The sequence below is a fragment of the Phenylobacterium sp. genome, assembly GCF_031984885.1.
Classification (GTDB): domain Bacteria; phylum Pseudomonadota; class Alphaproteobacteria; order Caulobacterales; family Caulobacteraceae; genus Phenylobacterium.
Map to the genome: position 1 here is coordinate 1 of NZ_DAMABV010000015.1, position 24,126 is coordinate 24,126.

General features: G+C 68.2%; 24 protein-coding genes. 14 read left to right on the forward strand and 10 right to left on the reverse strand.

What is annotated here, in order from left to right:
- The first annotated feature begins 180 nt into the window (after nucleotides 1-180).
- The 4 genes from RTL41_RS17485 (at nucleotide 181) to RTL41_RS17500 (ending at nucleotide 5,240) form a co-directional block, all read left to right on the forward strand.
- The gene (locus RTL41_RS17485) at nucleotides 181-1,662 is read left to right on the forward strand and encodes a CHAD domain-containing protein (protein ID WP_312166362.1); all 1,482 of its coding nucleotides are present in this window, start codon (nucleotides 181-183) and stop codon (nucleotides 1,660-1,662) included.
- Between the two features lie 80 nt (nucleotides 1,663-1,742).
- Nucleotides 1,743-3,134, forward strand: a complete 1,392-nt coding sequence (gene ahcY / locus RTL41_RS17490; protein ID WP_312166363.1) for an adenosylhomocysteinase — start codon at nucleotides 1,743-1,745, stop codon at nucleotides 3,132-3,134.
- A gap of 124 nt (nucleotides 3,135-3,258) precedes the next feature.
- On the forward strand, nucleotides 3,259-4,116 hold the full coding sequence (locus RTL41_RS17495) for a bifunctional hydroxymethylpyrimidine kinase/phosphomethylpyrimidine kinase (protein WP_312166364.1): 858 nt from the start codon (nucleotides 3,259-3,261) through the stop codon (nucleotides 4,114-4,116).
- Nucleotides 4,113-5,240 carry a serine hydrolase domain-containing protein gene (locus RTL41_RS17500; protein ID WP_312166365.1) on the forward strand — a complete coding sequence of 376 codons (1,128 nt, stop codon included), beginning with the start codon at nucleotides 4,113-4,115 and terminating at the stop codon, nucleotides 5,238-5,240. The genes RTL41_RS17495 and RTL41_RS17500 overlap by 4 nt, the downstream gene beginning before the upstream one ends.
- 54 nt (nucleotides 5,241-5,294) lie before the next feature.
- On the opposite strand, the gene rarD is transcribed toward RTL41_RS17500, so the two are convergent.
- The 3 genes from rarD to pseB form a co-directional block, all read right to left on the reverse strand.
- Complete coding sequence (gene rarD / locus RTL41_RS17505; RefSeq protein ID WP_312166366.1) at nucleotides 5,295-6,200, reverse strand: EamA family transporter RarD; 906 nt, start codon at nucleotides 6,198-6,200, stop codon at nucleotides 5,295-5,297.
- A gap of 126 nt (nucleotides 6,201-6,326) precedes the next feature.
- Nucleotides 6,327-7,478, reverse strand: coding sequence for a UDP-4-amino-4,6-dideoxy-N-acetyl-beta-L-altrosamine transaminase (pseC, locus tag RTL41_RS17510; RefSeq protein ID WP_312166367.1), 1,152 nt, complete (start codon nucleotides 7,476-7,478; stop codon nucleotides 6,327-6,329).
- Between the two features lie 3 nt (nucleotides 7,479-7,481).
- The gene (pseB, locus tag RTL41_RS17515) at nucleotides 7,482-8,540 is read right to left on the reverse strand and encodes a UDP-N-acetylglucosamine 4,6-dehydratase (inverting) (protein ID WP_312166368.1); all 1,059 of its coding nucleotides are present in this window, start codon (nucleotides 8,538-8,540) and stop codon (nucleotides 7,482-7,484) included.
- A gap of 75 nt (nucleotides 8,541-8,615) precedes the next feature.
- Here pseB and RTL41_RS17520 point away from each other — a divergent pair, with 75 nt between their 5' ends.
- A complete protein-coding gene (locus tag RTL41_RS17520; RefSeq protein WP_312166369.1) occupies nucleotides 8,616-9,038 on the forward strand; it encodes a hypothetical protein in 423 nt (140 codons plus the stop codon).
- Nucleotides 9,039-9,089: 51 nt separating this feature from the next.
- Here RTL41_RS17520 and RTL41_RS17525 read toward each other — a convergent pair whose 3' ends face one another.
- Genes RTL41_RS17525 through RTL41_RS17535 form a run of 3 tightly spaced genes read right to left on the reverse strand, consistent with a single transcriptional unit; the run spans nucleotide 9,090 to nucleotide 10,847 of the window.
- Complete coding sequence (locus tag RTL41_RS17525) at nucleotides 9,090-9,866, reverse strand: SDR family oxidoreductase (protein ID WP_312166370.1); 777 nt, start codon at nucleotides 9,864-9,866, stop codon at nucleotides 9,090-9,092.
- 16 nt (nucleotides 9,867-9,882) lie between these two features.
- A complete protein-coding gene (locus tag RTL41_RS17530; protein ID WP_312166371.1) occupies nucleotides 9,883-10,191 on the reverse strand; it encodes a 4a-hydroxytetrahydrobiopterin dehydratase in 309 nt (102 codons plus the stop codon).
- Nucleotides 10,188-10,847, reverse strand: coding sequence for an HAD-IA family hydrolase (locus RTL41_RS17535; RefSeq protein WP_312166372.1), 660 nt, complete (start codon nucleotides 10,845-10,847; stop codon nucleotides 10,188-10,190). The genes RTL41_RS17530 and RTL41_RS17535 overlap by 4 nt, the downstream gene beginning before the upstream one ends.
- 97 nt (nucleotides 10,848-10,944) lie before the next feature.
- Between RTL41_RS17535 and RTL41_RS17540 the strand changes: the two genes are divergently transcribed.
- The 3 genes from RTL41_RS17540 to RTL41_RS17550 are packed head-to-tail and all read left to right on the forward strand — an operon-like array spanning nucleotide 10,945 to nucleotide 12,797.
- Nucleotides 10,945-11,310 carry a VanZ family protein gene (locus RTL41_RS17540; protein WP_312166373.1) on the forward strand — a complete coding sequence of 122 codons (366 nt, stop codon included), beginning with the start codon at nucleotides 10,945-10,947 and terminating at the stop codon, nucleotides 11,308-11,310.
- Complete coding sequence (locus RTL41_RS17545) at nucleotides 11,307-12,140, forward strand: DUF3445 domain-containing protein (protein ID WP_312166374.1); 834 nt, start codon at nucleotides 11,307-11,309, stop codon at nucleotides 12,138-12,140. The genes RTL41_RS17540 and RTL41_RS17545 overlap by 4 nt, the downstream gene beginning before the upstream one ends.
- 48 nt (nucleotides 12,141-12,188) lie before the next feature.
- Complete coding sequence (locus RTL41_RS17550) at nucleotides 12,189-12,797, forward strand: hypothetical protein (protein ID WP_312166375.1); 609 nt, start codon at nucleotides 12,189-12,191, stop codon at nucleotides 12,795-12,797.
- 7 nt (nucleotides 12,798-12,804) lie between these two features.
- Here the strand turns inward: RTL41_RS17550 and RTL41_RS17555 are convergent, their stop codons facing one another.
- Together RTL41_RS17555 and RTL41_RS17560 are read right to left on the reverse strand one after the other, a co-directional pair.
- Nucleotides 12,805-13,500 (reverse strand): response regulator transcription factor, encoded by a 696-nt coding sequence (locus tag RTL41_RS17555; protein ID WP_312166376.1) that lies wholly within the window; start codon nucleotides 13,498-13,500, stop codon nucleotides 12,805-12,807.
- Complete coding sequence (locus RTL41_RS17560) at nucleotides 13,497-14,978, reverse strand: ATP-binding protein (protein WP_312166377.1); 1,482 nt, start codon at nucleotides 14,976-14,978, stop codon at nucleotides 13,497-13,499. Before RTL41_RS17560 ends, RTL41_RS17555 begins: the two co-directional genes overlap by 4 nt.
- Before the next feature lie 213 nt (nucleotides 14,979-15,191).
- Here RTL41_RS17560 and RTL41_RS17565 point away from each other — a divergent pair, with 213 nt between their 5' ends.
- The 5 genes from RTL41_RS17565 to RTL41_RS17585 all read left to right on the forward strand — a co-directional run bounded on the left by RTL41_RS17565 (nucleotide 15,192) and on the right by RTL41_RS17585 (nucleotide 20,868).
- Nucleotides 15,192-16,277, forward strand: a complete 1,086-nt coding sequence (locus RTL41_RS17565) for a 2OG-Fe(II) oxygenase (protein ID WP_312166378.1) — start codon at nucleotides 15,192-15,194, stop codon at nucleotides 16,275-16,277.
- 468 nt (nucleotides 16,278-16,745) lie between these two features.
- A complete protein-coding gene (locus RTL41_RS17570) occupies nucleotides 16,746-17,675 on the forward strand; it encodes a chromate resistance protein ChrB domain-containing protein (protein ID WP_303696918.1) in 930 nt (309 codons plus the stop codon).
- Between the two features lie 26 nt (nucleotides 17,676-17,701).
- Nucleotides 17,702-18,946 carry a chromate efflux transporter gene (gene chrA / locus RTL41_RS17575; RefSeq protein WP_303696919.1) on the forward strand — a complete coding sequence of 415 codons (1,245 nt, stop codon included), beginning with the start codon at nucleotides 17,702-17,704 and terminating at the stop codon, nucleotides 18,944-18,946.
- Between the two features lie 120 nt (nucleotides 18,947-19,066).
- Nucleotides 19,067-19,738 carry a superoxide dismutase gene (locus tag RTL41_RS17580; RefSeq protein ID WP_303696920.1) on the forward strand — a complete coding sequence of 224 codons (672 nt, stop codon included), beginning with the start codon at nucleotides 19,067-19,069 and terminating at the stop codon, nucleotides 19,736-19,738.
- Nucleotides 19,739-19,752: 14 nt separating this feature from the next.
- A complete protein-coding gene (locus RTL41_RS17585) occupies nucleotides 19,753-20,868 on the forward strand; it encodes a Cj0069 family protein (RefSeq protein WP_303696921.1) in 1,116 nt (371 codons plus the stop codon).
- A gap of 67 nt (nucleotides 20,869-20,935) precedes the next feature.
- Here the strand turns inward: RTL41_RS17585 and RTL41_RS17590 are convergent, their stop codons facing one another.
- Together RTL41_RS17590 and RTL41_RS17595 are read right to left on the reverse strand one after the other, a co-directional pair.
- Complete coding sequence (locus tag RTL41_RS17590) at nucleotides 20,936-22,327, reverse strand: sensor histidine kinase KdpD (RefSeq protein ID WP_303696922.1); 1,392 nt, start codon at nucleotides 22,325-22,327, stop codon at nucleotides 20,936-20,938.
- Nucleotides 22,308-22,976, reverse strand: a complete 669-nt coding sequence (locus RTL41_RS17595; RefSeq protein WP_066961358.1) for a response regulator transcription factor — start codon at nucleotides 22,974-22,976, stop codon at nucleotides 22,308-22,310. Before RTL41_RS17595 ends, RTL41_RS17590 begins: the two co-directional genes overlap by 20 nt.
- Before the next feature lie 262 nt (nucleotides 22,977-23,238).
- On the opposite strand from RTL41_RS17595, the gene RTL41_RS17600 reads away from it, so the two are divergent.
- On the forward strand, nucleotides 23,239-24,120 hold the full coding sequence (locus RTL41_RS17600) for a DUF1259 domain-containing protein (RefSeq protein ID WP_312166379.1): 882 nt from the start codon (nucleotides 23,239-23,241) through the stop codon (nucleotides 24,118-24,120).
- Nucleotides 24,121-24,126 lie beyond the last annotated feature (6 nt).

Here is a 24,126-nt window from a genome sequence, read left to right on the forward strand (position 1 = left end):
GCTCGAACAGTCCCTCCACCTCCGACAGCGTCCAGTCGTGACGCGGCTCTGCGGGATCGATAGAACGGAAACCTTGAGCAATTGGAGCGTTCATGGGGAGCCTCCTCGAAGCGAACGGGCGCCGACTTGGGCCGCCTGCAAGAGGCCGGCGAACCGCGCGGGGTCGGGAGCGTGTAGCGCATGAGCGCGGGTGAAGACGAGATCGAGTTGAAATTCCTGTGCGAGCCGGCCGACCTCGCCGTCGTGCTCGCCGCCGCGCCGCCCGGCGAAACCCAGGAAAAGGCGCTGGTTTCCACCTATTACGACACCCCGCAGGGCGACCTGCGCAAGGCGCGGATTTCGCTGCGCATCCGCGAGGGCGGCGGCAAGCGGGTCCAGACCCTCAAGCGCGGCGACGGCTTCGCCCGCGAGGAGCACGAGCAGACGATCACCAGCCAGGGGCTCGACCTGGCGTTTCCCGCGCTCAAGGACGCCCTGCCGCCGGCCAAGCGCAAGGCGCTGTCGCCGATCTTCACCGTGCGGGTCACCCGCCGCCAGCGGACCTTCGATTTCGGCGGGTCCTCGATCGAGCTGGCGGTGGACGAGGGCGAGGTCCAGGCCGGCGATCGCGCCCGGCGGGTCAGCGAGGTCGAGCTGGAGCTGAAGGGCGGCGACTGCGGCCCGATGTTCGACCTGGCCCGGCAGCTTTCGAAGACCGCGCCGCTCTATCTGTCGTTCGACGGCAAGGCGACCCAGGGCCAGGGGCTGATCGACGGCTCGGACCGCGCCCCGCGGCGCCACGACAAGGCGCCCCTGGCCCGCGGGCTGACCGCCGCCGGCGCCTTCCAGGCGATCGCCCGCAACACCCTGGCGCAGATCGCCGCCAACGGCGTGGTGCTGCGCGAAGCCGACAGCGTCGAGGCCGTGCACCAGCTACGGGTCGCGGTCCGCCGGCTGCGCAGCGCGATCTCGACCTTCAACGCCGTCACCGACGACGACCATGCCGAGGCGATCAAGACCGAGCTGAAGTGGCTGGCCGGGGCCTGCAACGAAGCCCGCGACCTGGACGTCTTCGCCGAGAGCGCCGCGGCCCTGGTCGACCCGACCCTGGACCTTGCGGCCCTGGCGCCGGCGCTCGAGGCCGCCCGTGCGCGCGCCCACGCCAAGGCCTGCGCCGCCGTCGCCTCGGGCCGGTTCCGCGACCTGGTGCTGGACACCACCGCCTGGGTCGAGACCGGCGCCTGGCTGACCCTGGGCGGCAAGGCCAGCGCCAAGCGCCGCGACCTGCCCGCCGAGAAATTCGCCGCCAAGGCGCTCGATCGGCGGCGCAAGGCGCTGATGAAGCTGGCCGAAGACCTCAAGGGCGCGGACGACGAGACCCGCCACCAGGCCCGGATCGCCGCCAAGAAGCTGCGCTACGCCGCCGAGCCCTTCGCGCCGCTGTTCGACGCCGACTCCAGGTCCTTCATCAGGGCCGTCAAGGGCCTGCAGGAGGAGCTGGGCGCGCTCAACGACGTGGCCGTGGCGGCCGAACTGATCGGCCGGCTGCGGCTGAAGGGCGCCGCCCTGGCCGCCGCCCGCTCGCTGCTGGCGGCGCGCGAGGCGGCCAAGCCCAAGAGCGTCAAGGGCGCGGTCAGGGCCATGGGCCGGCTGGCGGCCAGTCCGCCCTTCTGGATCATATAAAGAAATCTTTATGTGATTGTTGCCCGACTGCCGGCCGGAGGCTATAGAGCCGACAAACCATTCTCCGACAGGACCGCCCGATGACCGACTATGTCGTGAAAGACATCACCCTGGCCGATTTCGGTCGCAAGGAAATCGCCATCGCCGAAACCGAGATGCCGGGCCTGATGGCCGTGCGCGCCGAGTTCGGCAAGGACCAGCCGCTGAAGGGCGCCCGCATCGCCGGCTCCCTGCACATGACCATCCAGACCGCGGTGCTGATCCAGACCCTGGAAGCCCTGGGCGCCGAAGTCCGCTGGGCCTCGTGCAACATCTTCTCGACCCAGGACCACGCCGCCGCGGCCATCGCCGCCAACGGCACGCCGGTCTTCGCGATCAAGGGCGAGAACCTGGTCGAGTACTGGGAATACGCCCACCGCATCTTCGAATGGGCCGACGGCGGCTATCCGAACCTGATCCTCGACGACGGCGGCGACGCCACCCTGCTCTGCGTGCTCGGCCCGAAGGCCGAGAAGGACCCCTCGGTCCTCAACAACCCGCAGAACGAGGAGGAAGAAGCGCTCTATGCGGTGATGAAGCGCTACCTGAAGGAAAAGCCGGGCTTCTATTCGGCGATCCGCGACGCCATCGGCGGCGTGTCGGAAGAAACCACCACGGGCGTGCACCGCCTGTACCAGATGGCCGAGCGCGGCGAGCTGCCGTTCCCCGCCATCAACGTCAACGACAGCGTCACCAAGTCGAAGTTCGACAACCTCTACGGCTGCCGTGAGAGCCTGGTCGACGCCATCCGCCGCGGCACCGACGTCATGCTGTCGGGCAAGGTCGCGGTCGTCCTCGGCTACGGCGACGTGGGCAAGGGCTCGGCCGCTTCGCTGCGCAACGGCGGCGCCCGCGTGATCGTCACCGAGATCGACCCGATCTGCGCCCTGCAGGCGGCGATGGAAGGCTATGAAGTCCAGACCATGGACGACGTCGCCGACAAGGCCGACATCTTCGTCACCGCCACCGGCAACAAGGACGTCCTGACGGTCGACCACATGCGCCGGATGCGCAACAACGCCATCGTCTGCAACATCGGCCACTTCGACTCCGAGATTCAGATCGCCGGCCTGCGTAACTTCAAGTGGGACGAGATCAAGCCGCAGGTCCACCACGTCGAATTCCCGGACGGCAAGAAGATCATCGTGCTGTCGGAAGGCCGCCTGGTGAACCTGGGCAACGCCACCGGCCACCCCAGCTTCGTGATGAGCGCCAGCTTCACCAACCAGACCCTGGCCCAGATCGAGCTGTGGACCAACAAGTCCAAGTACGAGACCAAGGTCTACACCCTGCCCAAGCACCTGGACGAGAAGGTCGCCTTCCTGCACCTGGAAAAGCTGGGCGCCAAGCTGACCACCCTCTCCAAGGACCAGGCCGACTATATCGGCGTGCCGACCGCCGGCCCGTTCAAGCCGGACCACTACCGCTACTAGGCGCTGAGACGGAGGGGGACCGCTCTCAAGATCGAGAGTCGAGTCCCCCGCCCTTCGGCTCCCCAGCAGGGGAGCATCTATTTGGATTGTCGCTCGGGACATCCCTCGGCTAAGCAAGTCCGCCATGCCGCTCGCGCTGATCATCTCCAGCCACGTCGCCGCCAGCCACGTCGGCGGAACGGCCCAGGCCAGCGCCCTCGCCATCCTCAAGATCGATTCCATGGTCGTGCCGACCGTGGTCTATGGCCGCCATCCCGGCTGGGGCCCGCCCGGCGGGGCGAAGATCGACCCGGCGACGCTGGAAGGCATGCTGGCCGGGATCGAGGCCAACAAACTGCTGGGCCAGACCGACCTGGTGCTGACCGGCTATTTCGCCTTCCCTGAACAGGTGACCGCCGCCGCCCACGCCATCGACGCGGTGCGCGGCGCCCAGCGTAAGGGCTATGGCGGCGAGGCCGCCCGCCAACCCGTGGTCATCGTCGACCCGACCCTCGGCGACGCCGGCAAGGGCCTCTACGTCCCGGCCGAGGTGGCCCGGGCGGTGGCCGGCGAACTCCTGCCCCGCGCCGACATCGTCGCCCCCAACGCCTGGGAGCTGGCCCACCTGACCGGCCAGGACGTCCGCACGCCGGAGGACGCGGTGGTCGCCGCGCGCCGGCTGGGCAGGCCGGCCCTGGTCTCCTCGATCGCCCAGGGCAAGGAGATCGGGGTGATCTACGCCGAGCCGTCGCAGGCCTGGATGGCCGCCCACCCGCGCCTGCCCTCGGCCCCCAAGGGCACGGGCGACCTGCTGAGCGCCCTGTTCGGCGCGGCGATCCTCGATGGCCTGACCGGCTCCTACGCGCTCGGGCGGGCGGTCGGCGGCGTCGCCGAGACGGTGGCCGCAGCCCACGCCGCCTCGGCCGCCGAACTCCCCATCGTCGCCATGGCCCAGCGGCTGAAGGCGACCTCTCCCAGCGTGCGATTGGAGCGATTGGCATGACCCCCGAGATCCACGGCCTGTGCCCGAAACGCTTCGCCGGCGTGCGCGCCGCCTTCGCCGACAACTTCGCCGGCGGCCAGGAACTGGGCGCGCGCTTCTGCCTGGTGCAGGCCGGCGAGGTGGTGGTCGACCTATGGGCCGGCTTCGCCGACCGCCAGCGCACCAAGCCCTTCGACGAGCGGACCCTGACCCCGGTCTTCTCGACCACCAAGGCGATCGCCGCGCTGCTGATCGCCCGCCTGGTCGACCAGGGAAAGCTCGACTACGGCCAGCGCGTCGCCGAGGTCTGGCCGGAGTTTGGTCAGGCCGGCAAGGACGCGATCACCATCGAGCAGGTGATGAGCCACCAGGAGGGCCTCTCCGGCTTTCCCGACGAGATGGACCCCGCCTTGTGGTTCGACTGGGACGCCATCTGCGCCAGGCTGGCGGCTATGGCCCCGCTGTGGCCGCCGGGGACCGCCAGCGGCTATCACCCGATCACCTTCGGCTACCTGGCCGGCGAGATCTTCCGCCGCGTCGACGGCCGGACCATGGGCGCGGCCCTGCGCGAGGACCTGGCCGTGCCGTTCGGCCTCGACCTCTGGATCGGCCTGCCCGACGCCGAGCATGGCCGCGCCGCCGACCTGCAGCGCCCGAACGGCCTGCCGAACTTCGGCGAGATCAACCCCGCCACCAAGGCCGCCTTCCTGACCCCCTGGTCCTCGCCCGCCGGCCGCGGCCAGGCCGAATGGCGGCGCATCGAGATCCCCTCGGCCAACGGCCACGCCACGGCGCCGGCCCTGGCGCGGCTGATGGGGGCGCTGGCGGATGGCGGCTGGCTGGACGGCGAGACCATCCTGTCGCCGGCCCTGATCGCCGAGGCCTCGCGCGAGCGCATCCACGGCCAGGACCTGGTGCTGCCGTTCGTGATGAGCTGGGGCGCCGGCTTCATGCGCAACTCGGCCGTCAAGGTCTGGGGTCCGGGCGAGCAGACCTTCGGCCACTCCGGCTGGGGCGGTTCCTGCGCCTTCGCCGACCCGCAGACGAAGCTGGCCGGGGCCTATGTGATGAACAAGCAGTCCACCGACCTGATCGGCGACGCCCGCGCCAGGCGGCTGATCGAGGCGGCCTACGCCGCGCTCTGAGCGTGACGGCCGAAAGCGGGAGCCGGTTCGGCGCCGGTCACGCGCCCTTCTTTCCTAGGCGGCGGCCAACACGCGGCTCCTCCGCCAGGCGCCGTAGGCAAACACCGCCGCCCCGCCCCAGATGAAGGCGAACGAGAGCCCCCGCAAAGGCGTGAACGCCTCGCCCTGCAGCACCCCCATGACGAAGGTCATGCTGGGCGCGATGAACTGCAGGAAGCCCATGGCCGAGAACGGAATGCGGCGCGCGGCCCAGGAGAACATCATCAGCGGCAGGGCGGTCATCGGCCCGCAGGCCAGCAGCCAGGCCATGGAGGCGCCGCCGGCGGTGAAGTGGCCCTGGCCCCGGCTCTCCAGCCAGGCGATCAGGAACAACCCGGGCAGGCCCAGGATCAGGCACTCGATCAGCAGCCCGGTCTGGGCCTCGGCCGCCACCCGCTTGCGGATGATCCCATAGGCGCAGAAGGACGTGGCCAGGGTCAGGGAGACGATCGGCACGTGGCCCAGGGCGAAGGCCTGGATGACCACGCCCAGGCCCGCCAGGGCGATCGCCCCCTTGCCGATGGCGTCCATGCGCTCGCGGAAGATGACGGCGCCGGCGGCCATGGCCATCAGCGGGTTGATGAAGTAGCCGAGGCTGGTCTCCAGCACCCGGCCGTTGTTCACCGCCCAGATGAACACCAGCCAGTTGATGGCGATGACGGCGGCCGACAGCGCCAGCCAGGCCATGGTCCGGCCATTGCGCAGCACCGCCGCCAGTTGCTTGGTCTGGCCGGCCAGCGCCACGAACAGGAAGGCGGTCGGCACCGCCCACAGCGTCCGGTGGGCGAGGATCTCCCAGGCTCCGATGCCGAGACGGCCCATGACCTGGAAGGCCAGGGGCACGACGCCCCAGATGACGTAGCAGCCGGCGCCGACCGCGAGGGCCGAGCCGTTGATCGGGGCGGAATCGTCCTTGGCCATGGAAGCTGGCCTTTCAAGGTCAGGAACTGTGTGGAACCGCGGACGGGCCGCGCGGGGCCCCTTACCTAGGCCGTGCGGCCGGCCGGGCAAGGGGGATTCTCCGGCGCAACGGCGGGAACCGGCCCTCTATCGCCCCAGCACCTGCGCCAGGGCGGCGACCACATGGTCGACGTCCTCGTCGGCCATGCCCGGATAGAGCGGCAGCGACAGGCAGCGTTCGTACCAGGCCTGGGCGCCCGGCAGGTCCAGTTCGCCATAGCGCTGGCGGTAATAGGGCTGGGTGTGGACCGGGATGTAGTGGACCTGGGTCCCGACGCCCTTGGCCCTCAGCGCCTCGACCACCTCGCGCCGGGTCCGCCCGGCGGCCGGGAAGTCGATCAGCGCGACCATCAGGTGCAGGACCGGGTCGCTCCAGTCGGGGCGGGTCGCCTGGACCACCAGCGGCGCGAGCGGCGCGAGCGCCTCCTCATAGCGCGCGGCCAGGGCGCGGCGGCGGGCGGCGAAGCGATCGAGCTTGGCCAGTTGCGAGAGGCCGAGCGCGCAGAGGATGTCGGGCAGGCGGTAGTTGAAGCCGATCTCCGGCATCTCGTACCACCACGGATCGCCGCCCTGCGGCCGGATCATGCCGTGGGTGCGCAGCCGGCGCAGGCGTTCGGCCAGGCCGTCGTCGTTGGTGGTCACCATGCCGCCCTCGCCGGTGGCGATGGTCTTCACCGGATGGAACGAGAAGGTGGCCATGGCCGAGTGGGCGCAGTCGCCGACCCGCAGGGCGGCGTTCCCGAACTTCAGGGCGGACCCGAGCGCGTGCGGCGCGTCCTCGACCAGCACCGCCCCGGCGCTTCTGGCCACGGCTTCGAGGGCCGGAAGTTCGGCCGTGTCGCCGCGCATGTGCACCGGCAGCACCGCGCGCAGGCGCCGGCCGTCCAGGCGGGTCAGGGCCTCGGCCAGGGTGGCGGGCGTCATCAGGCCGCTGTTCGGGTCGACGTCGGCGAACACCACCTCGGCCCCCACGAACCGCGCGCAGTTGGCGGTGGCCAGGAAGGTGATCGACGGGGCGATCACTACCTCGCCCGGCTGCACGTCCAGCGCCAGCATGGCCAGGTGCAGGGCGGCGGTCCCGTTCGAGCAGGCCACCGCATGCCTGGCCCCGACCGTCTGCGCGAACGCCGTCTCGAACGCCTCGACCGTCGGCCCGGTGGTCAGGAAATCGGCCCGCAGCGCCTGCGTCACCGCGGCGATGTCGTCGTCCTCGATGGTCTGGCGGCCATAGGGCAGCATGGGTCAGTCCGTCGCCCGGCGGCGGCGATGCTCGGGCGCGCCGTCGGCCAGCAGCGCCAGCAGCCCCTCGCCCGACAGCCATTCGTCATTGGTGTCGCTGGCGTAGGAGAAGCTCTCGGCGACCATCGGATGGGCGTCGGCATAGGATTGGCGGCCGAACTCCACGAAGGCCGGCTCGATCGCATAGCGGTCGCCGAGGTCCACCGTGGTGCGGGCGTCGTCGGCCGAGATCATCATCTCGTGCAGCTTCTCGCCCGGGCGGATGCCGATCACCCGGATGCCGACGCCGGGCGACATGGCCTCGGCCAGGTCGGTCATCTTCATCGAGGGGATCTTGGGCACGAAGATCTCGCCGCCGCGCATCACTTCCAGCGAGGACAGCACGAAGTCGACGCCCTGGTTCAGGGTGATCCAGAACCGCGTCATCCGCGCATCGGTGATCGGCAGCTCCTTCTCGCCGCGGGCCAGCAGCCGCTCGAACAGGGGAGCGACCGAGCCGCGCGAGCCGACCACGTTGCCATAGCGCACCACCGAGAAGCGGGTGCCGATGTCGCCCGACAGGTTGTTGGCCGCCACGAAGGTCTTGTCCGAGGCCAGCTTGGTCGCGCCGTAGAGGTTGACCGGGTTGCAGGCCTTGTCGGTGGAGAGCGCCACCACCTGCTTGATGCGGTTGGAGAGGCAGGCCCACACCACGTTCTCGGCGCCCATGATGTTGGTGTGGATGCACTCCGAGGGATTGTACTCGGCCGCCGGCACCTGCTTGAGCGCCGCGGCGTGGATGACGATGTCGACCCCGCGCATGGCCAGGGTCAGCCGTTCGCGGTCGCGCACGTCGCCCAGGAAGAAGCGCATGCAGGTCAGGGTCTCGGGATCGAACTTCTCGGCCAGGTCGATCTGCATCTCATGCTGCTTGAGCTCGTCGCGCGAGAACACGATCAGCTTGCGCGGTTTGGCGCGCATCAGCACGGTTTCGATGAAGCGGCGCCCGAAGGAGCCCGTCCCGCCGGTGACGAAGATCACCTTGCCGTCGAGGTCGAGGTTGGTGGCTGCGAACCGGCCCAAAAGCGGCGCTCCAATACATGAACTGCGAATCGTCGCGGGCACTGTCCGACCCAGCTCGTAAAGAGAGCGCTAACCATGATGTGGCGTGGTGTCGCCATGGACCGCCGCCGCCTTCTTGTCCTTGCCGCCGTGCTCGCCGCCCCCGCGCTGACGGCCGCTGCGCCCAAGACCGACGAGAAGAAGAAGACCATGGTCGGGACCTATGTCGAGATCCAGACCCTGACCGCCACCGTCATGCGCCCCAGCGGCCGCCGCGGGGTGCTGACGGTGCAGACCGTGCTCGACGTGCCCGACGCCAAGCTGCGGGCCAAGGCTGAGAGCGTCGTCCCGCGCCTGCGCGCCGCCTTCGTCCAGACCCTGCAGACCTACGCCTCGGGCATGACGCCCTCGATGCCGCCCAACCCCGACGTCCTGGGCCAGGCCCTGCAGCGCGACGCCGACCGGGTGCTGGGCCAGAAGGGCGCCCGGGTGCTGCTGGGGACGATACTGATCAATTGACGTCCTTTTTCCTCCCCCCGCTTCGCAAGGGAGGAAAGGAGGGAAATCCCCTCACATCGCCGAGATGCCGCCGTCGAGCTTGAGTTCGGCGCCGGTCATGAACTTGCTCTCGTCGCTGGCCAGGTAGAGCACCGCATTGGCGATGTCGTCCGGCTCGCCGATGTGGCCGAGCGGGATCTGGCGCGCCAGCTTGCCCTCGGCGACCTCCTTGCCGAACTGCTGGCGGATCGGGTCGAGGATCGGGGTGTCGATGAAGGTCGGGTGGACCGAGTTCGAGCGGATATCCAGGCCCTGCTTGGCGCAGTGCAGGGCGATGCCCTTGCTGAGCAGCCAGACCCCGGCCTTGGAGGCGTTGTAGACCGGCGAATTGTGGGCCGCGATCAGGCCGGCGATCGACGAGATGTTGATGATCGAGCCGGGCTGGTTCTGGCGCATGTACTTCAGCGCGTGCTTGGTCCCCAGGAACACCGAGTCGACATTGACGCTCATCACCAGCTTCCAGTCCTCGAAGCTGAGCTGCTCGATATTGCCGCCGCGGCTGATGCCGGCGTTGTTGACCAGCACCGAGATGCCGCCCATCGCCGCGTCGGCCTCCTCCAGGGCGAAGATCCACTGGTCTTCCTTGGTCACGTCCAGCGGGAAGGCGAAGGCGGTCCCCTCGCCGTGCTCGGCGTTGATCTGGGCGGCGATCGCCTGGGCCCCGGCGTGGTTGATGTCGGCGATCGAGACCTTGGCGCCCTCGGCGGCCAGCCTGCGCGCCATGGCCGCGCCCAAGCCCTGGGCGCCCCCGGTGATGAAGGCCTTCTTGCCCTCGACCCGTCCCGACATCGTCTCCTCCTGGTTTTCAGTCCTTCGCGCCGGCGGCCCGGGCCGCCTCGTCCATGAAGCCCGCCAGCGTCAGGTCGAGCTCGGTGACGCCGTCGGCGTCGTGGGTGGTCAGCAGCACCTCGACGCGGTTGTAGACATTGAACCATTCCGGATGGTGGTCCAGTTGCTCGGCCCGGATCGCCACCCGGGTCATGAACGCGAAGGCGGTGTTGAAGTCCGCGAAGCGATAGGTGCGCGAGATCGCCTCGCGCTCGCCGTCGGCCCGGGCCCAGCCGGGCAGCTTGGCCAGCGCCGCCTCGGCGCCGATCTTGGACGGGCGGGTCACGCCGCCGCCTCTTCGTCGAACACCAGGCCGGTAGCGGCGGAAAGCTCGGCCAGGGTCTGGTCGACGTCCACCACCTTGATCGCCCGCATGCCCAGGGCCGCGGCCGGCTTGCAGTTGATGCCCAGGTCGTCGAGATAGACGCAAGCCTCCGGCGTCACGCCCAGCGCCTCGCACATCATCAGGTAGATCTTCGGGTCCGGCTTGCGCACCCCGGCCTTGGAGCTTTCGATCACATGGTCGAACAGCGGCAGGATCTGGCCCATGGCCCCGGCCGCGCGCTGCGGCTCGTCGGCCCCGGGGCTGTGGTGGCTGACCATGTTGTTGGTGATGCAGCCGACCTTGAAGCGCGCCTTGCAGGCCTTCAGCGCCGCGACCATCCGCGGCCGCACCGCCCCGGAGATCAGCGGCAGGACCTCGCGGCCCGGGACCGGATGGCCCAGCGCCGTCGATTCCGCCAGGAACAGCGCGTCGAACCCCGCCGCGTCGATCTCGTTGCGCTCGAACAGGGCCCAGGCGTTGGTGTCGGGATTGGTCGAGTTGACCTTGCGGATCAGGTCCCTGGGCAGGCCCTTTTCCGTCTCGTAGCGGGCGAACGCCTCGAAGGGCGAGGTGGTGAACACCCCGCCGAAGTCCCAGATCACCGCTTCGATCGCCATCAATTTAAACCCGCGTTTGAATTTGGCCCGAAGCTAGCGGGCATCGGCCGACTTTGAAAGGCTCGCCGTCGCCGCGGAGCGCCGCTACTAGAAGTGCATGCAGGCCTTCTTTTCGTTCATCCCGCGCCCGCTGCGCGTGGCGGTCTTCGGGGCGGCGGTCCTCGTCATCCTCTACCTGACCCTGGCGCCGTCGGACGACGTGCCGGGCGCGAAGCTGATCTGGGACAAGGCCGCGCACGCCATCGCCTTCGGCCTGCTGGTCGTCATCGGCCTGCTGATGTCGACCCATCGCCGCCGGACGGTGATCGGCTGCGTCTGGGCGCTGGCCGCCGGCATCGAGCTGGCGCAGGCGCTGATGCCGTTCGGCCGCTCGGGCGACTGGATCGACCTGCTGGCCGATACGGTGGGCATCGTGCTGGGGGTGGGGCTATGGGCGCTGGCCAGGCGTTTCAAACCCAGATGAGCCTCCGCCACGCCCCCTACGAGGACGCCGCCGACTTCGCCATCGGGCTGAAGCCGATCGCCGAGGCGGACTGGCTGGAGGGCGGGGAGCCCGACCCGGCGGCGCGCAAGGACCCGTTGTTCGCCGCCCACCGCGACGTCGTCTGGGGCGAGACGCCGGCCTCGCGGCCGGGCCAGGAGGAGGCGCGCGAGCTGGTCGCCGCGGCGACGGGGCGTCCCCCGGCCGACGAGGGCCTGCCGCCGCTCCACGCAGCCGCCCGCCAGGTCCCCGACGACCTGGTGCTGATGGAGAAGGCCGACGGCCACTGGCGGGTCTCGGCCCTGTCGCTGTGCGCCCCGACCTTCTTCAGCGCCCGCGAAGTGCTGGGCCGCGCCCTGGCCGACATCCACGCCCCCGTACACGGCTTCGAGGGCCGCTTCCTGACCCGGGTGGTGCGGATCTTCGACGGCCTGCGTCCCGGCCTGATCCTGGAGCGCCGCAACTGGAGCGTCGTCAACTCGGCCGAGACCTTCACGCCCGATCCGGCTCCGATCCGCGCCCGGATCGCCGGCATCGATCCGGCGAGGGCGGGCGCCGAACTCCATGTGCGGGTCGAGCGCCAGACCCTGCGCCGGCTGCCGCGGACCGGCGGGGCGCTGTTCACCATCAGGGTCTGGCTGCATCCGCTGGACGACCTGGCCGGCGATCCGCCGCGGCTGGCCGCCTTCGCCAAGGCCTGGCGCGAGGCCGCCGCCGACTTCCGGGCCTATAAGCGGCTCGCCCTCTACGACGATCTTGTCACGAGATTTCTTCGCGCCCACGGTGAAAGCCACAGCGTTAACGGAAACTGATCCCCATCCTTGGGGCAACCTTTGCTGAACGACGCCGGGAAACCGACCATGCGCCTGCGCACCGTCCTGCCGATTGCGGTCTTTGTCGCCCTCGCCGCCTGCGACGCCAGCGGCCCGCCCAAGGTGGGCGCCGCCCGCCAGCCCGCCCAGGCGCCGGGCGCGGTGACCGTGCCCGTGACCACCCAGGCCCCCGCCGCCGCGGCCCCGGCCGCCGCCTGTCCGGACCCGGCCCAGATCATCGCCGCGGCCTGCCCGCCGGCCAAGGTCGCCAAGGCCCCGGCCAAGCCGATCAAGGTGCATCACAAGCCAAAGCCCAAGCCCAAGAAGCCGGCGGTGCGCCCGGCCGCGCCGGCGCCGGTCGAGCGCGAATACGCCCGCGTGGAGCCGCCCGCGCCGCCGCCGCCTCCGCCCCCCGCCCAGGGCCGGGTGGTGCAGGAAGAGATCTACGAGTCCTACCGCAGCTATCCGGCGCCGGCTTACGCGCCGCCGCCGCCGCCCCCGGTCTATGCGCCGCCGCCGATGGCCTACTACCCGCCGCCGCCCCCGCCGCCGCCTCCTCCGGTGTACTATCCGCCGCCGCCGCATGGGCCGTGCTGCACCTATCCGGCGGCCGGACGCGACGCGAACGGCTTCCTGACCTGGCCAGGCAAGCGCTAGGGAGCGCCTACGCCTCGTCCTCGGGGGTCAGCCGGTAGCCGATCCCCGGCTCGGTCAGCAGGATCTTGGGGGTCGAGGGTTCTTCCTCGATCTTCTGGCGGAGCTGCGCCACCAGCACCCGGACGAACTGGGCGTCGACCTGGGCGGCCGGCCCCCACACCGCGGCGATCAGTTGGCGGTGGGTGACCACCCGGCCCCCATAGCGCGCGAGGGTCTTCAGGAGATCGTATTCGCGCGGGGTCAGCCGCATCTCCTCGCCCATCACCGCGACCCGGCGGGTGGCGAAGTTGACCTCCAGGTCGCCGCTGCGGAACACCGCATGGGCCGAGAAGCGCCGCTCGCGGCCGCGCAGCGAGGCCCGGATCCGCGCCACCAGCTCCCCGACCCCGAACGGCTTGTTGATGAAGTCGTCGGCGCCCTGGTCCAGGGCGGCGATCTTCTCGTGCTCCAGGTCGCGGGCCGACAGCACCAGGATCGGCACCTCCGACCACTCGCGAATGCGGGCGATGACCTCCTTGCCGTCCATGTCGGGCAGGCCGAGGTCGAGGATCACCACGTCGCAGGCCTCGCTGGCCAGGTGGGCCAGCGCCTCCCCGCCGGTCTCGGCCGTCGCGACCTCGTAGCCGGCCGCGGCCAGGGCCGGGCGCAGGGCGCGCAGGATCTGCTGTTCGTCGTCGACCAGCAGCAGGTGGCCCAGGCTCATCCGCGGCCTCCCGGGAACGCCAGGGCCACGACCAGGCCCGAGCGGCCGTCCCGGCGGGCGAAGGCGTGGACATCGCCGCCCATCGCCTCGACCAGGCCGCGGGTGATCGACAGGCCAAGGCCCGTGCCCTGCTGGCCCGCCGCCGTGGACGGGGAGCGATAGAACTTCTCGAAGATCATCGGCAGGTCCGCCGCCGGCACGCCCGGCCCGTCGTCGGCCACCTCCACGATCACCTGGCCGTTCTCGCGGCGGGCGGCGACCTCGATCTTCGCGCCGTTGGGCGAGAAGCGCACGGCGTTCTCCACCACGTTGGCCAGGGCCTGTTCGGCCAGGATCGGGTCGCCGAACACCACCAGGTCGTCGCCGGCCGGCTGGCTGCCCAGGTCGCGCTCGCCAGCCCGCTTGCCCAGCCGCTGGACCACCCGGTCCATGACCTCGCCCATGCCGAAGGCGACGCCCTCGATGCTGAGCGCGCCGGATTCCAGCTTGGTCATGTTGAGCAGGTTGCCGACGAACAGGTTCAGGCGCTCGGCCTCCTCCTGGATCGTCAGGGTCAGGTCGTCGCGCACCGCCGCGTCGAAGCGGTCGCCGAACTCGCGCAGGCTGCTGGCCGACGCCAGGATCGCCGCCAGGGGCGTGCGCAGGTCGTGCGAGATCGACGACAGCAGGGCGTTGCGCAACTGCTCGGTGCGGGCGCGCGCCTGGATCTCGGCCCGCGCCCCCGACAGCCGCGAGCGGGCGATGGCGGCGGCGGCCATGTCGACCAGCACGTCCACCAGGCGCTCGTCGTCGTCGGCCAGACGGCGCTCGGTGGATCGCCAGGCCGCCAGGCCCAGGGCCTGGTCGTCGGCGCGCAGCGGCCGCAGCCGCCAGCCCTCGATCTGGGCGGTCGCGACCTGGGCCACGGGAACGGCGGCGGCCTGGCAGATGCGCTCGGGCGGCTGCGTTCCGTGCGGCGCGCTCCACCAGCGTCCGTCATGGAAAACCACGGCCTGCCGCCCCGCCTCGGCGATGCGGTGGGCCAGGGCCTGGCGCACGCCGTCCTCGTCGTCCGAGGCGGAGAATTCTTCGCTGGCGCGGAACAGGGCGCCGGAGGTCCGCGCCCGGGCCTCGGCCCGCCACTGCGCCTCGCGCAGGCGCCCGGCCAGGCCGCCGGTCAGGATGGCGACGGCCAGGAAGACGAACAGGACCAGGAAGTCCTCGGCCGAGGTCATGGTGAACTCGAACCGCGGCTGGACCAGATAGATGTCGTAGATGAGGAAGGCGATCGAGGCGGCGAAATAGGCCGGGCCCGGGCCCAGGGTGACGGCCGCGACCAGCACGCCGGCCAGGAACACCATCGACAGGCGGTCGGTGTCGAAGACGCGGTATACCACTTCGGCGACCATGGTCGAGACCGCCACCATGCCGAATGCGGCGAGGTAGCGCCAGGCGCCGCGCAACGGCGTCGCAGGCTTGAATTTCCAATCCCGCGCCATGCGGATCCTTGCAAAGCCGGGCGTCGACGGCGTCCGCCTGTCCGTGGGAACCCCAGGCTCGATAGATGGGAGACGAGCGAGGCCGCCGACGCGGGCGACCATGGCCGCAGCCATGCGTCGCTTCAATTATGCCGGGCTTATGCCCCGTGGGACGCCCCGACTTATAAACTTCTTATGCTTGTGGACGCCCGGCGTCCACGCGACCACCGGCCCATGAGCATACCGCCCGGTCAAGCCGCCCCCTGGTTCGTCGCTCCCACGCCGACCAACCCCCGTTTCAGTTTCTCCAGCCTCGGCGGGCGTTTCGTCCTGCTGGCGTTCCTGCCCGGCGATCCCGTCGCCCGCCAGGCCGCCCTGGCCGCGATCGAGGCGCACGAGGCGCTCTTCGACCAGCGCAAGCTGATCTGCTTCTGCGTGATCCGTGACCAGGAAGGCATCAGCCGGGCCACGGACCGGGACGGCGTGCGCTGGTTCCTGGACGGCGACGGGGCCATCAGCCGCGCCTTCCGCGCGGTGACCGCCGAAGGCCTCGAGGCCCCGCACTGGTGCGTGCTGGACCCGACCCTGCGGGTGCTGGCGACCGGCGGCATGGACCAGACCGAGCGCGTCTTTTCGACGCTGCGCGCCCTGCCCGAGCCCGAGCATCACGCCGGCGCGCCGCTGCATGCGCCGGTGCTGGTCGTGCCGCGGGTGTTCGAGCCGGAGATCTGCCGCCGGCTGATCAGCTTCTATGACAACCACGGCGGCGCGCCCTCGGGCACGATGCGCCAGATCAACGGCAAGACCGTCGCGGTGCTGGACAACTTCAAGAGCCGCAGGGACGCCTCCATCGAGGACGAGGCGTTCCGCGTCGAACTGCGGCGGCGGATCGAGACGCGGCTGGTCCGCCAGATCAACAACGCCTTCCAGTTCAATCCCACCCGCATCGAGCGCTACATCGTCGCCTGCTACGACGCCAAGGACGGCGGCTACTTCCGGCCGCACCGGGACAACACCACCACCGGCACCGCACACCGCAAGTTCGCCTGTTCGATCAACCTGAACGCCGAGGAGTTCGAGGGCGGCGACCTGCGCTTCCCTGAGTTCGGGCCGAAGACCTATCGCCCGCCGACCGGCGGCGCGGTGGTCTTCTCATGCTCGCTGCTGCACGAGGCGACCCCGGTCACCAAGGGCCGCCGCTACGCCTTCCTGCCGTTCTTCTTCGACGAAGCCGGCGAGGCCATACGCCAGAAGAACCTGCACACCCTGCAACTGGCCGAAGCCGAGCGGGCTGGCGAGACCGCCGAGGCGGCGTCTTAGAAGCCTGTCTGACAGGAGAAAAATGGCGCCCCGCGCAGGATAAAGGTAACGAATACGTATCGCCGTTAACGCTACGCTAGAAGCGCCAATCTGCGCAACGTGCCGCCCTTCCCCGATATAGCCAGCCACTAATACTACTCCGCCGAGCCTGCAGGATGGTTGTATTGACGGACGAAAAGCGGGGGGAAGTAGCCCGCTTCCTAAGTTGAACCATCGTAGCGGGTCCATTGATCTCGCACGCAGCGGACCCGTCCCTGACCGACTGCCCTTTCGAGACGGGCGCGCCGTCCAACCGCCAGCCTTGCCATTTTTGAACCGATTGCGCGCCGGCGGCTTATCTCCGCTTGGAACTGAGATATATGTGTTTCATTTTAACATTCTTGGTGATACGCATGTGCTATGGAATCCTCGCCCGACCCGGAACATTGGTTAGCACTGCTGCACCAACTACCCGCGAAGCCACCCTACATGCGCGTGAAGATTTGGCGTCGCTTACAAGCGATTGGCGCGGTGCCGCTCAAAAACGCGGTTCATGTGCTCCCCCGTCGCGAGGAAAACGAAGCCGCATTCCGCGACCTGCTGGGAGAGATCACGAACAGCGGCGGCGAGGCGGTGCTGATCAACGCGCAGATGATCGAAGGCCAAAGCGACGCGGAGCTACGAGGGCTTTTCGACGCTGCGCGTGACGCCGACTATGACGAGGTGGCCCTGGCCGCACACAGGCTGCTCGACACCGGGCCGACGTCGGGGGCCGAGATTGCGAAACTCCAGAGACGGCTTTCCGAGATTGTCCGGCTAGACTTCTTTGGCGCTCACGGCCGTCAAGGTGCGGAGGCGGCGCTGCGGGAGTTGGGCGAAAAGCGCTATGCCCATCCCGATGTCGGCCGCACGGGCGAAGCGGCTGCGTTTTCGCCCGCCGACCTCAAGAATCGTGTCTGGGTGACGCGGCGCGGCGTCCATGTCGATCGCATCGCCTGCGCTTGGCTGATCCGACGATTCGTCGACCCCCACGCCAGCTTCAAGTTCGTCGATGGCAGGAGCTACACGCCCGATGCGGGCGAGCTGCGCTTCGACATGGCCGATGCCGAGTTCACCCACGAACAAGACCGGTGCAGCTTCGAGACGATCGTGAGGCGAGCTAGGCTCGAAGATGATCCCGCACTCGTCGCGATCGGCGAGATTATCCATGACCTGGACATAGCGGACGGCAAGTTCGGGCGCTCCGAGACGCCAGGCCTTGGTGCCATGCTTGCAGGCGTATGCGCGTCCACAGATGACGATCTCAAGCGGATCGCCAACGCAAGCGACGCGCTGGACGGCTTCTACACGCATTTCACTCTGGGCAGTCCACTCGATCGGCAGTCAGCGCAGCGCGTTCGACCATCGGTCGAGGGATGACGATCATGATCTGAGGAACGTAGCGAATGAGCACAAAGGTGGCGGGTGGGGCATTGGATCCTGAGAACGGAGGCACATTGCCCGACCTTTCTTATGCGCAGATTTTCGCGAAGTTCCTGCGGTTCGGCTTCCTGGCCTGGGGTGGCCCGATCGCCCAGATCGCGATGATCCGCCGTGAGCTGGTCGATGAGGAACACTGGGTCTCCAGCGCCAGGTTCAACCGCATCCTCGCCGTCTATCAGGTGCTCCCTGGTCCGGAGGCGCACGAGCTGTGCGTCTTCTTCGGCACGCTTCCCAAGGGAAAGCTCGGCGGCCTTCTTGCGGGTCTGGGATTCATGATGCCGGGCTTCGTCCTAATGTTCGCGCTGTCGTGGCTGTATCTCTCCACCGGGATCATGCAGACTGCCGCCGCGACCGCAGCATTTCTCGGAGTGCAACCCGCCGTCATCGCCCTGATCGTGCGCGCCGTGCACCGGATTGGCGGTCACATCCTGCTCGACCGCTGGCTTTGGGGTATCGCGGGCGTCGCCGGCCTGGCGGCCCTCGTCGGCACTCCGTTCTGGCTCACCCTGCCGATCGCGGGCCTCGTCTATATGTTCGCGGCGCGCCATCAGCGGGTGATGGCCGGCCTGCTCATGGCCGTGCTCGTCGGGGTCGGCCTCTACTTCGCCTGGGTCACTTTCGGCAGTACGGTCGGTGGGGATGCGGTCTCGGCGCAAGCCATCGCAAACCAAAAGCCGTCGCTGCTGGAGCTTTTCATCTCGGGCCTCAAGGCCGGGCTCCTCACCTTTGGCGGGGCCTACACAGTCATCCCGTTCCTGCGTGCAGATGCGGTCGGCAATGGATGGATGACGGATGCGCAGTTCCTCGACGGGCTCGCCTTATCGGGAATTCTGCCGGCGCCCCTGATCATCTTCTCGACGTTCATCGGATATTTCGGCGGCGGCCCACTCGGAGCGATCGTCATGACGATCGGCATCTTCCTGCCGGCATTCAGCTTTTCTCTGTTCTTTCATGACCAGCTTGAACGGTTGGTAGACAACGAAAAGATCAAGACCTTCCTAGAGGGAATATCCGCAGCGGTCGTCGGGCTGATCGCCGCCACGACGCTGGAACTAGGGCAAAAGACTCTCGTGAACGTGCCCGGCGTGGTGATCCCGCTCGCAATCTTCGCCGTCGCCCTCGCGCTCCTTTATGTGTTCAAGGCCAAAACGACGATCCTGTGGGTTGTTCTCGCCGCGGCGGGGACGGGCCTTGCCCTGTTCGGATGATCGCGACGCACCATCACTCTTACGCAGCCTAATCAATCATGTTGGAAAGGACCGAACGTGGCGATCGACAATCTCTCCCGACGCAGTGCAATCGCAACCATAGGCATAGGAGCCGCCGCCATGACGATCAACGAAGCCTCCGCCCAGACGCCGGCCGCCGCGCCGCCGACTGTACCCGCCTTTGCCAGCAACCATCAGATCAAGCCGCTCAAGTTCGATCCGGCCAAGCTCGAGGGCCTGTCCGAGCGATTGATCACGTCGCATCACGAGAACAACTATGCCGGCTCGGTCAGGACGCTGAACGCATTGCGGCCACGGCTGGCCGCCGCGCTCGCCGATACCGAAGCGCCGCCTGCCATCTACGGCGGCCTCAAGCGCGAGGAACTGCACCGTACCGGCTCGGTGGTGCTGCATGAAATCTACTTCGACGGGTTGGGCGGCGACGGTCAGGCGGCCGGTTCGGTCCGCGACGCGATCGACGCCGCCTTCGGCTCGTTCGCGAACTGGGAGGCCGAGTTCCGGCGCACCGGCATGAGCCTGGCGGGAGGGTCGGGCTGGACGATCCTGGGTTACAACCTCCACACCCGCTCGCTCAACAATCACTGGGCTTGGGACCATATGCACGGCGCGGCGGCTGGCGTGCCGGTGCTCGTCCTCGATATGTACGAGCACAGCTTCCACATGGACTATGGCACCCAGGCAGCCAGATATATCGATGCCTGGTTCAAGAACCTCGACTGGGAAGCAGTCGACCGCCGCTATGCGCATGCGATCGCCGCGGCCAGCGCCTGAGTTGGAAAGCGGCGATGAACGGGAAGCGAGCGAAGTCAGCCTTGGCCACTTGCCCCAAGATCGGCCTGCTGTGGCGAACCGACGTCCCTACCAGCCCCGCGGACGCGCACAGCGCGCGCCAGTGGCCGATCATGGCAGCCCTGCGTGAGCTGGGCGGCGAGGTCGAGGCGATTGGATATGCCGACGAGACGGCTGGTACAGCGCGCGACCGTCTGCTGACTTGCGACGGCGTGATGGTCTGGGCCGACCCGATCAGCGACGCCGGTGACCGCTCAAGGCTCGATCCGATTTTGCACGAGGCGGCGGGGGCGGGCGTCTCGATCAGTGCGCATCCCGATGTCATCGCGAAGATGGGCGTGAAAAACGTGCTTCATTCCACGCGCGCGCTAGGCTGGGGCACGGACACCCACCGCTACGCCGATCTAGAGGAACTGCGCGCGCTGCTCCCCGAACGCCTCGCTTCCGGGGCGCGTGTGCTCAAGGAAAACCGGAGCAATGGCGGCCGGGGCGTGTGGCGGGTCGAAGTTGTTGACCGGGGGCGCGGCGCCCAACCCAACGTTTCGGTCCTTCACGCCGCGCGGGGCAGCGTTCCGCTTGAGATGCCCCTCGATGCCCTGATCGATCGGTTCGCACCCTATTTCGAGCGGGGCGAATGCCTTATCGACCAACCCTTCCAGCCGCGGCTCGGAGACGGCATGATTCGCTGCTATGTCAGCGCGGACAAGGTCGTCGGTTTCGGGCATCAACTGATCCGCGCGCTGTTGCCGCCACCCTCCGAAGGGATCGACTCGCCGGAGGCGCAGCCAGGTCCACGGGTCATGCACCCCGCCGATGCGGGCGCTTTTCAGTCGCTCAGAGACAATATGGAACAGTCGTGGATACCTGGTTTGCAGCACATCCTCGCCGTCGAGCGTGACGAGCTCCCGCTGCTCTGGGATGCTGACTTCCTCTACGGGCCAAAGGATGATCGCGGCTCGGACAGCTATGTCTTGTGCGAGATCAACGTCAGCTCGGTAGCGCCGTTTCCGCCCAGCGCCGTGCGGACGGTAGCCGAGGCCGCGTATCGGCGCGCGGTTGCCGCGCGGGAGCGCCGTGTCGCCGGCCGAGGAACCGCCGCTTCGCCGGCATAAGCGTTCGCGCGTTCCGGGACACGCTAGTCGGTCTCTGGACTAGCGGAGCGTTTTCGGTCGCGCTTAGTCAGCGATGCGCGTTCAAGGCGGCCGTCTCCGCCAATTCCCGCGGTAGTCTGATTTCGACGGCCAGGCCCGGCTGGAGCCGTGCAAAGGTCAGTGTTCCGCGGTGCAGCCGAGCCACGGCGTCGGCGATCGCGAGGCCGAGACCGTTGCCGGATTTACGCCGCGCTCGGTCCAAGCGCCCGAACGGGCGCAACATCTCCTCGACCTCGCCATCGGTTACGCCAGGACCGTCGTCCACGACCGCCATCGTCACCGTGCCCGCGTGCTCGGTGACCGAAACATCGATCCGAGCGTGCTCACGGGAGTATTTGAGCGCGTTCTCGATCAGGTTGGCGAGCGCGCGCGCCAGCAAGTCGGCGTCACCGGCGACCGCCGTGCGAACCGAGCGGACCGAGATGTGGCGGCCGGAAGCCTCAATCTCCGCACGGTAGGCATCCACCACCCGGTCCACGATCTCCGCCAGATCGATCGGCTCAAATCGCGCGCGAGCATTACCGGCATCGATCTCCGCCAGCTCCAGCACCGCGCTGAACAGACGGAGCGCCTCGTCGAGCCCCGCCATCGCCCGTCCCAGCGCCGCGGTCCGTTTCTCGCCATCGGGCTGCGCGAGCGCCGTTTCGACCGCGTGCCTCACGCGTGTCAGCGGCGTGCGCAGGTCATGCGCGACCTCCGCCGACACGCGGCGGATCGTGGCGACGAGCGTGTCGATTTGGTCGAGCATTCGATCGATCGCCAACGCGAGTTGATCAAGATCGGTGCGCGCGTGAACTGGAGCTCCAGTCCGCGCAGAGAGATCTCCGCCCTCGACCGCGCGGACAGTGACGTTGATCCGCTTCATCTGGCGGAGCGTTTGCCGTGTGGCAAAGAGGCCTGCGACGATGCCAAAGACCAACGCGATTCCGCCGGCGATCAGAGTGGCCCCGAAAACAGCGTCGCGGATCGCTTCGCTTCGCTCCATGTCCTCCCCGACGATTAGAAGGGAGCCATCGGGAAGGCGTTGCGTCAGCGCCAGTAAATGAACGCCCTCGATGCCAGGTCGCGGCGAAGGCTGATCGGCGAAATGCCAACCGGTCTCTCGCGGCACCACCTGAAGGTCGCCGATCAACGTGCGTCCATCTGGACCAATGAGATAATACTCAGGCGAACCCGGCCGTTCGGCCTTCGTCCGGATCATGGCCAGTGCGCGATCAAGCCCTCCCCGGTCCGCCTCGACGGCGATGACATGCGACTCCAGCTCGATGCGGTTTCGAGCCTCGCGTTCAACGACCCCACGCGTTGCGATCCAGCCGCCGAGCGCGCCGGCGACCATGCTGATGACGAGCAGAAGCGCGTTGAGGGCAACAAGACGCGACACCGTCGAGCGCAACAGCCGGCTAATCACTCCAAGCGGCATAGCCTTCCCCACGCACGGTATGGATCAGGGGGGGATCGTCACCGCGATCGATCTTGGCCCGCAGCCGACTGATATGGCTTTCGACGAGGTTCCTGCCAGGATCGAAACGGAACTTCCACACGGTCTCCAGCAGCATCAACCGCGTGAGCACGGCCGGCGAGTTCAGCATCAGTAGTTCGAGAAGCTGGAACTCGCGCGGTATTAGTTCGATCGGCGTGTCGCCTCTCCGCACCGTCCGAGCGAGGCGGTCGAGCGTCAAGTCGCCCAGCGAGAGGATGCTGGGCGGGCCGGCTGCGCGGCGCTGCAGCGCTTCAACGCGCGCGACGAGTTCGGCGATTGCGAACGGTTTGACAAGATAGTCGTCGGCGCCACCTTCAAGACCTTCGACTCGTTGGCCCACTGAGCCTAGCGCCGTAAGCATCAGCACGGGTGCTACGACTTGCCGACGGCGCAGCTCGGTGACGACCGATAGCCCATCCATCTCTGGCAGCATTCGGTCAACGATCAGCAACGCGTGGGCGCCGCTCGCGGCGCGATCAAGTCCGCTTTTCCCATCCTCCTCCCAATCCACGGCGTGACCACGAGCACGCAGCGCTTCAACGACAGCGCTCCCCGTATCCTCGTCATCCTCGATCAGTAGCAGGCGCATAGTGCGGAGGCATCTCCTCTGCGTTGTTGGAGAACCATAGCCTTGTGCGAGCAGCATCGACAGTGCGCGCCAGTGTCGTTTGCCGCCGGCCGCTTTCGCACAAGGGTATGTTTGCGCGTTGTAGTGCAAAATGCCGCCAGCGGACCTTGTGAATCTACAAGGTGCCTTGCGGTCCGCGCCGATGCATGAGTCTCGCAGCCTTGGCGTGCCCGAAGAAGCATCGACCAGCATGTCATTATGCATCAGGAGTTGAAGCAAAACTATGCGAACGGTGTTGTTATCGGGGTTGGCCACGCTGCTGCTAGCCGCGCCTGCTTGGGCGGCACCGGAATGGACGAAGGTTGACGCCGCGCTGGGGCGCGTCGGCGTCGAGCAGGCCGACGGAGTTCGTCGCTACGGATTTCCTCGCTCCGACCTGCGCGTTGTCTTGGATGGCGTCTCGATAGAGCCTTCGCTGGCGCTCGGCTCCTGGGCCGCGTTTCAGCCGATGGGCGACGACGTGATGGTAATGGGCGATCTTGTGCTCACGCACGAGGAAGTGAACCCCGTGATGACCCGCCTTTTGCAAGGCGGATTCACCATCACCGCGCTCCACAACCACCTGCTGCGGTCTGCGCCCGGCACCATGTACATGCACATAGCTGCGCATGGCGATCCGGTAAGGCTGGCGGCGGCGCTGCGCCAAGCCATTGCCGCAAGCCGCACCCCAATGTCTCCACCGTCTCCTGGCGCGGGAGCACCCTCCCGCCTCGATCTCAACTCCGATGCTTTGGACGAGCTGATGGGAGCCGAAGGCAGGGTCAATGGCGGCGTTCTGCAATACAGTATTCCCCGTGCGGAGCGGCTCATGGATGGCGGCATGGTGACGCCTCAATCAATGGGAACCGCGACCGCAATCAATTTTCAGCCTACCGGCGGCGGCAAGGCGGCGATCACGGGCGATTTCGTCCTCATCGCGAGCGAAGTAGACCCCGTCCTTCGAGCGCTTCGAGCGAACGGGATCGAAGTCACCGCGCTTCACAATCATATGTTGAACGACGAGCCGCGCCTGTTCTTCCTGCACTTCTGGGCCAATGACGACGCGGCAAAGCTCGCACGCGGTCTCCGCTCGGCACTCGACACAATGAACAATCGACAAAATTAAGATCGG